At 71.8% G+C, this 14127-nt stretch carries 15 protein-coding genes; 3 read left to right on the forward strand and 12 right to left on the reverse strand.

All coding sequences use genetic code 11. From position 1 onward, the window contains the following. Positions 1 to 2: 2 nt before the first annotated feature. The 11 genes from ACIGO8_RS17755 to ACIGO8_RS17805 form a co-directional block, all read right to left on the reverse strand. On the reverse strand, positions 3 to 986 hold the full coding sequence (locus ACIGO8_RS17755; RefSeq protein ID WP_399730873.1) for a carbohydrate kinase family protein: 984 nt from the start codon (positions 984 to 986) through the stop codon (positions 3 to 5). Between the two features lie 3 nt (positions 987 to 989). Next, entirely contained in the window at positions 990 to 2210 is a 1221-nt protein-coding gene (gene metK, locus ACIGO8_RS17760; protein ID WP_399730876.1) for a methionine adenosyltransferase, read from the reverse strand. Then, on the reverse strand, positions 2207 to 2464 hold the full coding sequence (locus tag ACIGO8_RS17765) for a phosphopantetheine-binding protein (protein ID WP_399730879.1): 258 nt from the start codon (positions 2462 to 2464) through the stop codon (positions 2207 to 2209). The genes metK and ACIGO8_RS17765 overlap by 4 nt, the downstream gene beginning before the upstream one ends. A gap of 14 nt (positions 2465 to 2478) precedes the next feature. Beyond that, positions 2479 to 2922: a holo-ACP synthase gene (gene acpS, locus ACIGO8_RS17770; RefSeq protein ID WP_399730881.1), complete on the reverse strand. Its 444-nt coding sequence runs from the start codon at positions 2920 to 2922 to the stop codon at positions 2479 to 2481. 1 nt (position 2923) lies between these two features. Continuing rightward, positions 2924 to 3811: a hypothetical protein gene (locus tag ACIGO8_RS17775; protein WP_399730884.1), complete on the reverse strand. Its 888-nt coding sequence runs from the start codon at positions 3809 to 3811 to the stop codon at positions 2924 to 2926. Between the two features lie 37 nt (positions 3812 to 3848). Beyond that, a complete protein-coding gene (locus ACIGO8_RS17780; protein ID WP_399730887.1) occupies positions 3849 to 4742 on the reverse strand; it encodes a diiron oxygenase in 894 nt (297 codons plus the stop codon). Positions 4743 to 4841: 99 nt separating this feature from the next. Then, the gene (locus ACIGO8_RS17785; protein ID WP_399730890.1) at positions 4842 to 5885 is read right to left on the reverse strand and encodes a class I SAM-dependent methyltransferase; all 1044 of its coding nucleotides are present in this window, start codon (positions 5883 to 5885) and stop codon (positions 4842 to 4844) included. After that, the gene (locus ACIGO8_RS17790) at positions 5882 to 6724 is read right to left on the reverse strand and encodes a class I SAM-dependent methyltransferase (protein WP_399730893.1); all 843 of its coding nucleotides are present in this window, start codon (positions 6722 to 6724) and stop codon (positions 5882 to 5884) included. Before ACIGO8_RS17790 ends, ACIGO8_RS17785 begins: the two co-directional genes overlap by 4 nt. Positions 6725 to 6797: 73 nt before the next feature. Further along, complete coding sequence (locus ACIGO8_RS17795) at positions 6798 to 7352, reverse strand: MaoC family dehydratase (RefSeq protein WP_399730895.1); 555 nt, start codon at positions 7350 to 7352, stop codon at positions 6798 to 6800. Between the two features lie 109 nt (positions 7353 to 7461). After that, entirely contained in the window at positions 7462 to 8643 is a 1182-nt protein-coding gene (locus ACIGO8_RS17800; protein ID WP_399730897.1) for a trans-sulfuration enzyme family protein, read from the reverse strand. A gap of 224 nt (positions 8644 to 8867) precedes the next feature. Next, positions 8868 to 10316: an MFS transporter gene (locus ACIGO8_RS17805; protein WP_399730900.1), complete on the reverse strand. Its 1449-nt coding sequence runs from the start codon at positions 10314 to 10316 to the stop codon at positions 8868 to 8870. 143 nt (positions 10317 to 10459) lie between these two features. On the opposite strand from ACIGO8_RS17805, the gene ACIGO8_RS17810 reads away from it, so the two are divergent. Then, a complete protein-coding gene (locus ACIGO8_RS17810) occupies positions 10460 to 11152 on the forward strand; it encodes a hypothetical protein (protein WP_399730903.1) in 693 nt (230 codons plus the stop codon). A gap of 17 nt (positions 11153 to 11169) precedes the next feature. On the opposite strand, the gene ACIGO8_RS17815 is transcribed toward ACIGO8_RS17810, so the two are convergent. Next, on the reverse strand, positions 11170 to 11511 hold the full coding sequence (locus ACIGO8_RS17815; protein WP_399730905.1) for a hypothetical protein: 342 nt from the start codon (positions 11509 to 11511) through the stop codon (positions 11170 to 11172). A 286-nt stretch (positions 11512 to 11797) separates the two neighbouring features. On the opposite strand from ACIGO8_RS17815, the gene ACIGO8_RS17820 reads away from it, so the two are divergent. Together ACIGO8_RS17820 and ACIGO8_RS17825 are read left to right on the forward strand one after the other, a co-directional pair. After that, entirely contained in the window at positions 11798 to 13027 is a 1230-nt protein-coding gene (locus ACIGO8_RS17820; protein ID WP_399731308.1) for a Cmx/CmrA family chloramphenicol efflux MFS transporter, read from the forward strand. 48 nt (positions 13028 to 13075) lie between these two features. Next, positions 13076 to 14095: a hypothetical protein gene (locus ACIGO8_RS17825; protein WP_399730908.1), complete on the forward strand. Its 1020-nt coding sequence runs from the start codon at positions 13076 to 13078 to the stop codon at positions 14093 to 14095. The last annotated feature ends 32 nt before the right edge of the window (positions 14096 to 14127 follow it).

Below are 14127 nucleotides of genomic sequence, written 5' to 3' on the forward strand. Positions count from 1 at the left end.
CCTCACGACAGTCCCCTCAGGTGGGTCAGCAGCTCGGCCGTGCAGCCGACGCCGTACGTCGTCCTGATCCGGTCCAGGAGCGGCTCCCGGTGCAGCCGGTACTCCTGTGTCCCCACGTAGTCGAGGACGGTCGCGGCGACCGCGCAGCCCAGCTGGGCCGCGCACCGCTCCGGCACGCCCCACAGCGTCGCGGCGAGGAAGCCGGCCCGGAAGGCGTCGCCGACGCCGGTCGGGTCGACCACGGCGGCGACGGGCACGGCCGGCACCGCCAGCGGGGCCCGGCCCTCGCCGCGGATACGTACGCCGGCCTCGCCGTGGGTGGTGATCCAGGCGCCGACGCGGCGCAGCACGTCGGCCTCGGCCCAGCCGGTCTTCTCCAGGAGCAGGGCCGTCTCGTACTCGTTGGTGAACAGGAAGCGGGCCCCGTCCACCAGTTCCCGCACCTGGCCGCCGTCGAGCCGCGCCAGCTGCTGCGACGGGTCGGCGGCGAAGGGGATACCGAGGGCTCGGCAGGTGCGGGAGTGCCGGAGCATCGCCTCGGGGTCGTCCGGGGAGACCAGGACGAGTTCCAGCCGCCCGGTGCGGGCGACGACCTGCCGCAGGTCGATCTCGCGGGCCTCGGCCATCGCTCCGGCGTAGAAGGTGGCGATCTGGTTCTGCGCCCGGTCGGTGGTACACACGAACCGGGCGGTGTGGAGCGACTCGCTGACGTGCACCGAGTCGGTGTCCACACCGTGGTCCTTGAGCCAGATCCGGTACGGCTCGAAGTCGGCGCCGACCGCGCCCACGAGGACGGGCCGCAGGCCGAGCACACCGAGTCCGAAGGCGATGTTCGCTGCCACTCCGCCGCGCCTGACCTCCAGGTTGTCGGCGAGGAACGACAGGGAGACCCGGTCGAGCCGGTCGGCGATCAACTGCTCGCTGAACCAGCCGGGGAAGGTCATCAGATGGTCGGTCGCGATGGATCCGGTGACAGCGATGCGCACGCCCTACACCTCTCCCGTCCGGCGCGCAGCCGTCTTCAGCCGCTCCACCCGGTCGGTGCGCTCCCAGGTGAACTCCGGCAGTTCGCGGCCGAAGTGGCCGTAGGCGGCGGTCTTCGCGTAGACCGGACGCTTGAGGTCCAGGTCGCGGATGATCGCGGCGGGCCGCAGGTCGAAGACCTCCGACACGGCTTCCTGGATCCGCTCGTCCGGCAGCGTGCCCGTGCCGAAGGTCTCGACGAAGAGACCGACCGGCTCGGCCTTGCCGATCGCGTAGGCGACCTGCACCTCGCAGCGCCTCGCCAGCCCGGCCGCGACGACGTTCTTGGCGACCCAGCGCATCGCGTAGGCGGCCGAACGGTCCACCTTCGACGGGTCCTTGCCGGAGAACGCGCCGCCGCCGTGCCGCGCCATGCCGCCGTAGGTGTCGATGATGATCTTCCGGCCGGTCAGGCCGGCGTCGCCCATCGGGCCGCCGATCTCGAAGCGACCCGTCGGGTTGACGAGCAGCCGGTAGCCGTCGGACTCCAGCGTCACGCCCTCCTCGACCAGCTCCTTCAGGACGTGCTCGACCACGTACTCACGGATGTCGGGCGTCAGCAGGCCCTCGACGGAGATGTCGGCGGCGTGCTGCGAGGACACGACGACCGTGTCGAGCCGGACCGGCCTGTCGCCGTCGTACTCGATGGTGACCTGCGTCTTCCCGTCCGGCCGCAGATACGGCAGCGTGCCGTCCTTGCGGACCTCGGTCAGCCGGCGCGACAGCCGGTGCGCGAGCGCGATCGGCAGCGGCATCAGTTCGGCGGTGTCGTCACAGGCGTAGCCGAACATCAGGCCCTGGTCGCCCGCGCCCTGCGCCGCCAGCTCGTCGCCGGTGCCCTCGACCCGCGACTCGTAGGCCGTGTCGACGCCCTGCGCGATGTCCGGCGACTGCGCGCCGATGGACACCGACACCCCGCAGGAGGCGCCGTCGAAGCCCTTCGCGGAGGAGTCGTAACCGATGTCGAGGACCGCGTCGCGCACCAGCTGCGCGATCGGCGCGTACGCGGAGGTCGTGACCTCGCCGGCCACGTGCACCTGGCCGGTGGTGATCAGGGTCTCCACGGCGACCCGGGAATGCGGGTCCTGGGCGAGCAGCGCGTCGAGGATCGTGTCGCTGATCCGGTCGGCGATCTTGTCGGGATGGCCCTCGGTGACCGACTCCGAGGTGAACAGGCGCCGGCTCATGCCTGGCCCACCTCCACCGAGGCCGTGGCGAAGAAGTGCTGCTCGATGGCGCCGAGGGTCCGGATGGAGTCGACCTCCAGGGTCTCCATCTGGATCGCGGTGCCGCTCTCCTGCTCCAGCAGGAAGACGAACTCGACGAAGGACAGCGAGTCGATGAGCCGGTTCTCGATGAGGTCCAGGTCGGGCGCGATGTCGTCGCGCTCCGGGTGACGCTCGAGGATCCAGTTCTTCACCGTCTGCAGGCCGTCGGCCATGGTGGTTCTCCTTGTCAGCTGTTCGATGAGGGAGGGGTGGGGGCGATGATCGGCGCGGCGACCGCGACCGCGTAGTCCACGTCGTGGCTGATGGACACGGTGATCTCGGAGATGCCGGACTCCTGGGCCATCTCGGCCGCGGGTCCGCGCAGCTCCACGAGCGGCCAGCCGCCCTCGGAGCGCCGTACGACGATGTCGGGCCAGGGCAGGAACCTGCCGCGGACGCGTAACGTCTTGAACGCCGCTTCCTTCGCCGCGATCCGGCCGCACAGGCTCAGCACGTCGAGCCCGTCGGCGGTGCGGCAGTCGGCGAGTTCGCCGGGGGTGAGCATCCGCTCGAAGAACGTCTCCCCGTACTGCGTGAGGAGCCTGCGGACACGGTTGACGGACACGATGTCCATGCCGAGGTTCGCCCAGCCCAGGCCGCCCGCCGGCGGGGCGACGGGACGGGCCGGCACGTCAGATCACCGGCCCGGCCGTGCGACTCGCATCGGCCCGCAGGCGGGCGTTCGCGTCGAGGACCGCCTGGTGCGCGGACTCCCAGCTGCCGTGGCGGCGGGTGAGCGCCGACAGCCAGCGCTCGAGCCCGAAGGCGACACAGCTGGTGAAGGCGGGTCCGCCGGTCGACTCCAGGGTGATGTCGCAGCGGTCGCCGAAGAAGTTCCGGTGCGTGTTGACCGAGGCGATCGCCAGGTCCTCGTACAGGAACTCGTGCTTCACCGGAGTGAGCCGCTGGAGCACGGCCTTCGAGCCGCCCTTGTCGAAGAACGGGTCGCAGGCGGCCTCCTTGCGCAGCGGCAGGTCGAGTGCCGCGGCGAAGGCCTGGACACGGGCGGTGAAGGCGGCCAGATGGTGCTCGGCGTGCTCGCGCCCGCCGATGGCCACGATCTCGCGCATGCGGAAGCCGAGCTGGCGCCGCATGCCCTCGTAGTGCGTCTCCTTGCGGAAGCACCAGGAGCAGACGGTCACCAGCGTGTCGTCGGCGACCTGGGTGCCCTGGTGGGTGAGGTAGACGGCGTAGCAGGACGCCGAGGGCAGTCCGAGCTCGGCGGGCTGGAGCGCGTCGGTCGGAAAGCGGCCGGTGTCGGTGGCGAAGGGCGCGGTCGCGCGGCGCTCCAGGTCGAGCGGGGCGGCGACGACGGCCTGGTGCGGGAAGTTGTCGTAGTAGTCGAGCCGGGCCAGGTCGGCGGCCGGCAGCAGCGGCGGCATGGTCATCGGGCGGGCGCCCGCGGCCGTGCCCCAGCCCTCGAACGTGTCGTCGAGGAGCCGCAGCAGGCGGGTCGCCTCGGGGCCGAGCGTCGGCAGGCCCCTGGTCTCCCCGACGGTCTCGGGGCTCGTCAAGGTCATGGTCGGTGCACCTCTCGGTGGGGAGGTTCCAGTGGGCTCAGACGACGGGAAGCGTGTCGTCGGAGAAGATCCCGGTCTTGAGGAAGAAGGCCAGCGGCTTGCGGATGGCCTTGCGCTCGTGCGGGCGGCGGCGCTCGTCGGCGACGAGCGCGTTGCGCAGCGCCAGCGGGTCGGGGATGCCGGCGTCGCGGTAGACGTGCGGGTTGTAGAGCGAGTTGATGCTGTAGACGACGTAGCGCTTGAGATAGGCCTCGACCTCGCGCACCCGCTCGGCGCTGACGGCCTGGCACATCCGCTGGTGGAGCAGGGAGACCAGCTCGCGGCCGAAGGCGATGTGGCGGGACTCGTCCTGGTGGTGGATGCGGTTGACCTCGCGGATGGTGTGGCAGAGCGAGGCGTCCTTCGCCATCCGGGAGTTGTAGTGGTCGACCAGCTCCTCGAAGAACAGGATGCGGGTGAAGACCAGGAAGTTCTCGACCTCGGGCTCCCAGGCGGCGTCGGCACGCATGGCGGTGGAGCCGTAGATCTTGTTTCCGTAGCGGCGGCAGAACTCGGAGAAGAACCACATGTGTTCGTTCTCCTCGCCGATGAAGTGGTGGAAGAAGTCCGAGGGGACCTCGAAGCCGGGCATGTGGATGCGGCCGACGACCTCGATGAGGAGTTCGCGGATGCCGTGCACATTGAGGCTGTAGAAGTTGACGGACTCCCACTTCGACAGGCGCTGAAGCGTTTCCTCACCGAGGGTGTCGAAGTGCTCGGTGCCGTAGACGGTGAGCAGCTCCGGCGTCATCCAGTACCGGTTCTCCTCCAGCTTCTCGGGCCACTGGAAGGTCTGGTACGGGTTGTAGTAGTCCTCGACCGAGCGCTCGCTGAGGCGCTCCAGGACCTCCATGAACCGGTCGGTGACGGGCAGCGGGGCGGCGACGCCCATGATCTCGCTCCTTCGGAGTGGGTTACGGGCGGACGTGAGGCGCGGACCTCGTGACGGGCGGACTTCGTGAGGCGCGGACCTCGTGACGGGCGGACCTCGTTACGGACGGACCTCGTAGACCGCGTTGACCGGGGTCTCGGTGGCGCGCCGCCAGCGGGTGAAGCCGGCTTCCTCGGCGATGGCGCGGAAGGCCTTCTCACCGGAGTGGTTGCCGAGCGCGTGCGGGCCGCGCTGGGCGACGGCGACCGGCAGGCACATCACGGCGGACAGGGCCATGAACATGCGGGCGGCGGGCGTCTGGGTGTCGACGTCGGCGGGCGAGACGTTCGACTCGACGAGCATCCAGGTGCCGTCCGCGTCGAGCGACTTGTGGACGTGCTGGGCGGCGGCGACCGGGTCGCCCATGTCGTGCAGCGCGTTGAAGAAGCACACCAGGTCGTAGCCGCTGCCCGGGTAGTCGTCGGCGGAGGCGACCTCGAAGACGACCCGGTCGGACAGGCCGGCCTCCTCGGCGAGCTGCCGGGCGAGGGAGACGGCCTCCTCGGAGTAGTCGAAGCCGTGGACCGTGGCGTTCGGGAAGGCCTTCGCGATGAGCAGCGTGGTGTGGCCGACGCCGCAGCCGACGTCGGCGACGGTGCCGCCGGCGGCCAGCTTGTCGGTGACCCCGTGCAGGGCGGGCAGCCAGTCCGGGACGAGCTTGTGCTCGTACGTGGGCTGGAAGAAGGAGCCCATGCCGGTGTCGAGGGCCGCGTCGTGCTCGGCCCAGCCGACGCCGTCGCCGGTCCTGTACGCCTCGACGAGCAGGTCCTCGGTGGCGTACAGGGCCTTGAGCGCGGTGAAGAAGCCGGCGGCGTAGGTGACGGCCGTCGGGTCGGCGAGCACCTCGACGTGGTCGGCGGGCAGCGCGTACGTGAGGGAGCTCGGGTGCCGCTCCACGTAGCCGGCCGACAGCTGGGCGTGCAGCCACTCCTCGACGTACCGCTCGTGGGTGCCGGTCTTCGCGGCGAGCTGGGGGGCGGTGAGCGGGCCGTTCTCGGCGAGGGCCTTGTAGAGGCCGAGACGCTCGCCGAGGGCGACGGTCAGGCCGCGCACGGCGGCACCGGCGTCGGAGATGACTCTCTGGTGGAAGTCGTGGGCGCTCATGCCGCCGCCTCCTGGCTGTGGGTGGGCAGGTCGCAGGTGAAGAGGAAGGAGCGGGGCACGCGCGGGACGGAGCGCGGCGGGACCGGGTAGGGCCAGCGGTCGAAGTCGGCGCCCGGCTCACCCGGCTGCCTGACCTCGCGTACGGTCCAGCCGCACGCGTCGAGCAGCGCCTCGGGCTCCTCGGTGCCGAAGAGCCACGGGTTGCCGTCCTCCTTCAGCGCGTTGAGGAAGGGGCGGGACAGCGGGTTCTCCAGGGCGGCCTTGGAGATGACGTCGCCGAGCAGCACGGAGCCGGGCGCCGCGTGCGCGGAGAGCGTCGAGATGAGCGTCCGTACGGCCTGCTCGGGCAGGAAGAACAGCAGGCCCTCGACGACCCACAGGACGGGCTCGTCGCTCTTCCATCCGGCCTCCTTCAGCGGGCCGGTCCAGTCCTGGGTGAGGTCGACCGGGACGGTGATCCGGGTGCGGCCGGCGGGCGCGGGCTCGTCCGCGAGCATCTCGGCCTTGGCGGCGAGCAGGGCCGGGCGGTCGAGCTCGTAGACGGTGACGCCGTCGGGCCAGGGCAGCCGGAAGAACCGGGTGTCCATGCCGGCGGCGAGGAAGACCACCTGGCGGATGCCGCGCTCCTCCACCGCCTTGACGACGGCGCGGTCCAGGTAGGTGGTGCGGATGGCGAGGAACGGGACGGTGCCGGCGCCGGCGTAGCGATCGAGCAGTTCGAAGCCGATCCGGTCGGCGACGGTGCGCGCGTAGGGATCGGCGAACAGCCGGTCCTCGCGCTCGGTCTCCAGGGCGCGCGCGGCGGCGGTCCACTGGGCGGTGCGGGATACGGCCTCCACAGGAGGTCCCCCTTCGTGAATGGGTGAGAGAGATTCGGACGGCCGTGCTCAGGGCCTGGACGACGGACGGTCGTCAGGCGCTCATGGCCGCCGCGACAGCGGTCTTCTCCGCCCGGGTGCCGCTGGTGCAGCACCCGGCGGGGTCCTCGGCCGCGGGCATCGACGACGGACGGCCGGCCTCGGAACCGGCGGGACGGCGCCGGAAGATGCTGTGCAGGATCATGCTGAACACGGCCGTCCCGTCGGCGGCCACCAGCGTGCACCGCGGCTTGACGGTGCCGGTGGCGGGGTTGAACGGCGACGGGGTGGCGCCGAGGATCTCGACGCGGGCCGTGAGGACGTCGCCGGGACGGACGGGACGCACGTAACGGACCTCGTCGATGCCGGGCGAGCCCATACAGGCGCTGTAGGCGAGCAGCCCGTCGACGTAGCGGCGCATGAACATCGCCTGGGTGTGGAAGCCGCTGGCGATCAGGCCGCCGAACGGCGAGTCCTCGGCGAGCTCCGGGTCCGTGTGGAAGGGCTGCGGGTCGAAGCGCTTTCCGAACTCCAGCACCTCCTCCGCCGTGACGGTGACCGTCCCCAGTTCGTGGACGTCACCGGGCCGGAAGTCCTCGAAGTAGCGCATCGCGCGTCCCCCTTGACCTAGGAGTGGTCTTTCCCTGGCATTCCCTGGCATCACCCAATCTACGAATCGCTCATTTATTTTGTCAACCCAAAAGAAGCCCCGACAGGCCTCAGTCCAGGGCCTGTTCGAGGTCGGCCCACAGGTCCTCGACGGCCTCGATGCCGACCGACATCCGCACCAGGCCGGGCGCGATCCCGGCCGCGGCCAGCGCGTCCGCGTCCAGTTCGCGATGGGAGGTGGACGCGGGATGGGTGACCAGGGACTCCACCCCGCCGAGCGACAGCGCCAGCCGGGCGACCCGCACGCGCTCGACGAAGGCCCGGCCGGCCTCCCGCCCGCCCGCGAGCTCGAAGGACAGCAGCCCGCCGCCGCCCGACAGCACCTTGCGGGCCGTCGCGTACGAGGGATGGCCCGGCAGCATCGGATAGTGGACGGCCCTGACGTCACCGCCGGCCTCCGCCCTGGCCGCCAGCCGCTCGGCGAGCACCACGGCGTTCAGGCAGTGCTCGCGCATCCGCAGCGGCAGCGTGGGAATCCCGCGCAGCGTCAGCCAGGCCGCGAACGGGTCGGCGCAGGCGCCCAGTTCGACCGTGCGCGGCCACACGGTCCGGCGCAGCGCGTCGTCGGCGAAGACGGCGGCGCCGCCGAGGACGTCGGAGTGACCGGACAGGTACTTGGTGGTGGAGTGCACGACCACGTCCGCGCCCAGCTCGATCGGCCGGCACAGGACGGGCGAGGCGAGCGAGTTGTCCACCACGCTGACGACGCCCGTCCGGCGGGCGGCGGCCAGCAGTCCCGGCAGGTCGGCGACCTGGCCGGTCGGGTTGGCGACGGTCTCCAGGACGAGCAGCCGGGTGGCGGGATGCCGCGCCGCCTCCTCGAACTCGGCCACGTCGTCGCCCGAGACGTACGTGACGTGGACGCCGTACCGGGCGGCGAGGTCCGACAGGACGGCGTACGTCCCGCCGTACAGACAGCGCTGCGCCACCACACGGTCGCCCGGCTTCAGCAGCGCCAGCAGGACGCCGCTGACGGCCCCCATCCCGGAGGCGAAGGCGATGGCCCCGGCGCCGCCCTCGAGCCCGGCGAGCGTCTGCTCAAGGGCGCGGACGGTCGGATTGCCGCGCCTGCTGTAGACGTAGCGCCCGTCGGGCCCGGCCATGGCCTCGGCGAGCTCGTCGGCGGAGGAGAAGGCGAAGGCGGAGGACTGCACGAGCGGCACCGACAGCGGCCAGCTGCCGGCTTCGAAGGGCGGGTTGGCGACGTGGACGGCGCGGGTGTTCAGATCCATGGGTTTCCTCTCGGTGTGGGGGGTCGGTGCGGAGGCGGCCGCGCGGACACGGCCGGATCCGCGCGCCGGCATCTTCGACGCGGCCGGCTCCGGACGGCGGCGACGGATGCCGGCCACGGACTCCGGGAACCGGGATCCGGGTGGCGGCGGCCGGCCTCGGGTACGGAAAAGGGGCCGCCCGACGGCCGTGGAACGGACATCGGGCGGCCCCCTGGGGCGGGGTGTTACGCGGCGACCTTGTCGCCCTGGCCCTGCTGCTCGGCGGCGGCCGCCGGGGAGCCGGCGGCGAGCGCCTTGTCGCTCTTCATCACCAGCAGGGTGACGACACCGCCGACGGCGGCGACGACCGCGGCGCCGATGAAGGCGGCCGAGAAGCCGTCGGTCAGCTTCGGCAGGTTGCCGAGCTGGTCGGCGCCCTGCGACATGGCGACCGCGGTGAGGGCGGCGAGGCCGAGCGCGGAGCCGACGTTGTAGGTGGTGTTGACGATGCCGGAGGCGAGACCGGCCTGCTCCTGCGGGGCGCCGGACATCGCGGCGATCATCGCCGGGATGTAGGCGAGGGACATTCCGAGCGCGGCGACCAGCGAGGCCGGCAGGACGTCGACGACGAAGGTGCCGGTGGGCTCGACGGCGGCCAGCCAGACCAGGCCGGCGGCGAGGACGAGCAGACCGACGCCGATGAGCGGCTTGGCGCCGAACTTGGCCATGAGGCGGGCGGTGATGGCCGTCATGAAGATCATGAGGAGCACGGTCATCGGGAGCAGCGCGGCGCCGGAGGCGAAGGCGCCGTAGTGGAGGACCTGCTGCAGGTAGAGGTTGAGGAAGTACCACATCGGGATCCAGGCCGCGCCGAGCAGCGTCATGGCCAGGTTGGCCGAGCCGAGGCGCGGGACCCGCCACACGCTGAGCGGCATGAGCGGCTCGCGGACGGCCTTCTGGATCACGAAGAACAGCAGGATGAGGGCGACGGCGCCGGCCAGCTCCAGGACGGTGGCGGTGGCGCCCCAGCCGACCTCGGGCGCCCGGACGACCGCGAAGACGCCGAGCGCGAGACCGGCGGTGACGGCGACGGCGCCGAGGACGTCGACGGAGCCGCGGCGGGACTCGACGTTCGGGAGGAGCTTGGTGGCGGCGAGGGTCGCGAGGCCGATCGGGACGTAGATGATGAAGCACCACTGCCAGGCGGCCCACTCGGTGAACACGCCGCCGAGGAACACGCCGGCGGTGCCGCCGGCCGGGGCCGCGGCGCCGTAGAGGGCCATGGCCTTGCCGAGTTCCCGCGGGTCGTGCATGAAGAGCATCATCAGCAGCGTCATGGCGGAGGGCGCGATGAGCGCGCCGCCGACACCCTGGACGGCGCGGCCGGCGATCTCGACCCAGGCGGTCTGCGCGGCCGCGGCGAGGACCGAGCCGGCGATCATGACCGCCCAGCCGGTGACGAAGATCCTGCGGGCTCCGAGGAGGTCGGAGAGACGGCCGCCGAGCAGCAGCAGACCGCCGAAGACGATCACGTAGGCGTTGAAGACCCACTGGAGCTCGCCCTGCGAGAAGCCGAGGTCCTGCTGCATCTTCGGGAGCGCGACCCCGATGATCGAGGTGTCCATGATGACCATGAACTGGGCGGCGGCGAGCACGGCAAGTGCCCACCAGCGCCGGGGATTGACGGTTGACATTGCCCTGACCCTTCCCTCGCGGTGGCATACCCCTGGGGGGTACCTGCGGGAGCACCGTAGCATACCCATGGGGGGTATGTAAGAGTGAGATGAGGGCGCGAGGAGCGCCCGATTCCGGGGCCGCGGGCGGCAGAATGCGGGACATGACCGCCCCGATGAAGGCAGAACAGGAGCAGGAGCTCCTCCGGCGCTGGACGGCCACCCTGCTCGCGGCCCGGTCCGGCCGCGAGGGCCCGGACCCGCTCCCGTACGGCCGGAACCTGCTGACCCGCTGGAACGAGCCGCAGCGCAGGTACCACACCGCCGACCACCTGCGGGCGGTCCTCGACCGCATCGACGAACTGACCGACCAGGGCGGCGAGGGCGGTGAGCTGGAACTCGTGCGGCTCGCGGCCTGGTTCCACGACGCGGTCTACCGGCCCGACCGCTCCGAGAACGAGGAACGCTCGGCGGCGCTGGCCGAGAAGGCCCTCACCGAGGCCGGCCTCACCGCCCGCGAGGTCGCCGAGGTCGCCCGCCTCGTCCGCCTCACCGTCAGCCACGACCCGGCCCCGGGCGACCTCAACGGCGAAACCCTCTGCGACGCGGACCTGGCGATCCTGGCCAGCGGCCCGGATACCTATACGGGGTATACGGCGGCCGTCCGCGAGGAGTACGCCTTCGTCCCGGACGACGCCTTCCGCGAGGGCCGCGCCGCCGTCCTGCGCCACCTCCTCGCCCTCCCCCGCCTCTTCCGCACCCCGTACGGCGCGGCGGTCTGGGAGGAGAAGGCCCGCGCGAACATGGAACGGGAACTGAAGGAACTGACGAACGGGCCGGGAACGCCCACCGCGTGACGGCTACGGCCGGGTCGTCACGGCGACCCGGCTTCCTCCTGCTCGAACGCGAGACGACAGCGCTCCACCTGATCGGCCACCTGCTCCATGTACCACCGCATGACCTCGTACGGGACGACACGCCCGTCAGGGCTCCAGAGACGGACGGTCGGCTGCAGATCCGGGTCCTCGTCCGGCACATGCGTCGACAGAAAGGCGGCCCCCGGCACATGGTCCACCGCGCCGTCGGCGCCCCCGGCCCCCTCGCCCGGCACCGCCCTGGCTTCGCTCAGCTCCACGGCCCAGGCGTCGTCGGGCAGGGCGTAGTGGAACAGGACGGCGTAGTGGCGACCTGCGTGCTCTTTGATTTCCCACGGCATCCCGGCAGGCTGCCACACCATGCGCGGTCCCCCGCCTGTTCGTTGGACCTCCTCCGAGGACGCGGCGGTCGCATGCCGCCGGAGGTGGCGCGCGGGGGCAACGGTGGTCGTCACCTAGTACGGCCTGGCGCAAGGAACTTGGCGGACCGCACCGGCGCCGGCTCCCCGTCCCGCATTCCGAGACGTTCGGCGGCGGAGGAATGACAGGCACAAAGAGCTGGTTGCCCATGTCATGCCGTCTTCCTCCGCCGAGCCGCCCGTGTCCGCCCCCTCCACCGCCTCCCGCATGCCGCTGGCCGTCTACATCCTCGGCCTGTCGGTGTTCGCGCTCGGGACGAGCGAGTTCATGCTCTCCGGGCTGCTGCCACCCATCGCGGAGGACATGAACGTCTCCATCCCCCGCGCCGGTCTGCTCATCTCGGCCTTCGCCATCGGCATGGTGGTCGGCGCCCCGCTGCTCGCCGTCGCCACCCTGCGGCTGCCGCGCAAGACCACCCTCATCGCGCTGATCAGCCTGTTCGGGCTCGGCCAGGTGGCCGGCGCGCTCGCGCCGAACTACGCCGTGCTCTTCGCCTCCCGCGTGGTGAGCGCGCTCGCCTGCGCCGGCTTCTGGGCGGTCGGCGCCGCCGTCGCCATCGCGATGGTGCCGCTCGGCGCCCGCGCCCGGGCCATGGCCGTGATGATCGGCGGACTGTCCATCGCCAACGTCCTCGGCGTGCCCGCCGGCGCCTTCCTCGGCGAGCACCTCGGCTGGCGCTCCGCCTTCTGGGCCGTCGCCGTCGCCTCCGCGATCGCCCTCGTCGGCGTCGTCACCCGCATCCCGCACATCCCGCTGCCCGAGAACCGGCCCCGCCTCAAGGGCGAGCTGGTCATCTACCGGGACCGGCAGGTGCTGCTGTCCGTGCTGATCACCGCCCTGGCCGCGGGCGGCGTCTTCTGCGCCTTCTCCTACCTGGCGCCGCTGCTCACCGACGTCTCCGGTCTCGACGCCGGCTGGGTCTCCGCCGTCCTCGGGCTCTTCGGCGTCGGCGCCCTCATCGGCACCTACATAGGCGGCCGGTTCGCCGACGCCCACCTCTTCGGCGTGCTGCTCACCGGCATCACCGCCTCCACCGTCTTCCTCGTCGCGCTCGCCCTGCTGGCCTCCAGCCCCGTCGCCACGATCGCCCTGACCTTCCTGCTCGGCGTCTCCGCCTTCTACACCGCGCCCGCCCTCAACGCCCGGATCTTCAACGTCGCCGGCGCCGCGCCCACCCTCGCCGGCGCCACCACCACCGCCGCCTTCAACCTCGGCAACACCGGCGGCCCCTGGCTCGGCGGCAGCGTCATCGACGCCGGCCTCGGCTACGCCTCGCCCGCCTGGGCCGGCGCCGCCATGACCGTCGTCGCCCTCGCCACCGTCGCGGTCGCCCTGCGGCTCACCAGGACGCCCTCCCGGATCGTGTCCCGGTCCTCGGGCCAGGAGTCCACGAGCCAGGAATCCCGGCAGCAGGAGTCCCGCGTATCGTCTCGCTGACCCTCCGTACGGAGGCGTACACGTCAACGAGAGAGCAGGGCAGTACCTGTGCGACTCAGATCGATCCGCGCCGCCGCGGCGACGGCCGGAGCGCTCCTCCTCACCCTCGCGGGCACGGCGTTCACCGCCGCGCCCGCGAGCGCCGTCTCCGGTGACTTCACGTACGAGGTGACGCGGAACGCCGACACCTACCTGGACGTCCCCGGCACCGAGATCACCTTCGACGCCGCGGCCGGCCAGCGTTCCTTCCTCTGGTCCCGCTACTTCTCCACCGGCCCGGTCGACGCCGTCACGGCCGGCGACAACATCGGCAACACCATGGCCATCCGCTGCCGCAACGCCGACGGCACCGCACTGCCGGCCGGCACCGAGGCCGGCGCCTACTGGGCCGCCAACCTCGTGCCGCCGGGCGAGAAGCAGCTGACCGCCGCCCTGCGCTGGGTGTTCCAGGCGCCCGCGGACGGCAGCTACAGCTGCCGCCTGTCGATCGTCTCGTACTCCTCGATCATCGTGAACGGCCGCACCGTCACCATGCGCGTGCCCGCCGGCGCGGAACTCGCCCGCAAGGACTACGCCGCCACCGCCGACTGGACCCTCCAGGCCGGCAGCGGCACCGTCGTCTCCCGCTCCACCACGCCCACCACCACGCTCGGCTACACCTACACCCCGTCGCCGACCGACACCGACTTCGTCGTCTACCAGGACGCCGCGCTGTCGACCTGCGCCGCCGGCTCCTCCATCTGCCCGGGCGGCACCACCGCCTACACCGGCACGGTCGTCGACACCTGGGTCGAGGCCCAGCCCCGCAAGACCGACGGCACGCCGTGCGGAAGCCCGCTCACCGGCGCCGTCAGCCGCTGGAACATCACCAACGACAAGCACCACCAGACGGCCGCCAACCACGTCCACCTGACGACGGCCCAGCTGCCGGCCGGCTGCACCCAGGTCCGCGCCACGCTGAAGGTGCGGAACGTCGACGGCAACCCCGTGAAGATCCACGACGGTTACGCCTCGGGCACCATCGCCGCCACCCACGGCGCCGGCATCAGCTACAGCACCGCCTCCTGACTCCCTCCCGAGGGCCTCTCCGCGGCTCTCCC

Origin of the sequence: Streptomyces sp. NPDC053493, assembly GCF_044544825.1 — a bacterium.
Classification (GTDB): Bacteria; Actinomycetota; Actinomycetes; order Streptomycetales; family Streptomycetaceae; genus Streptomyces.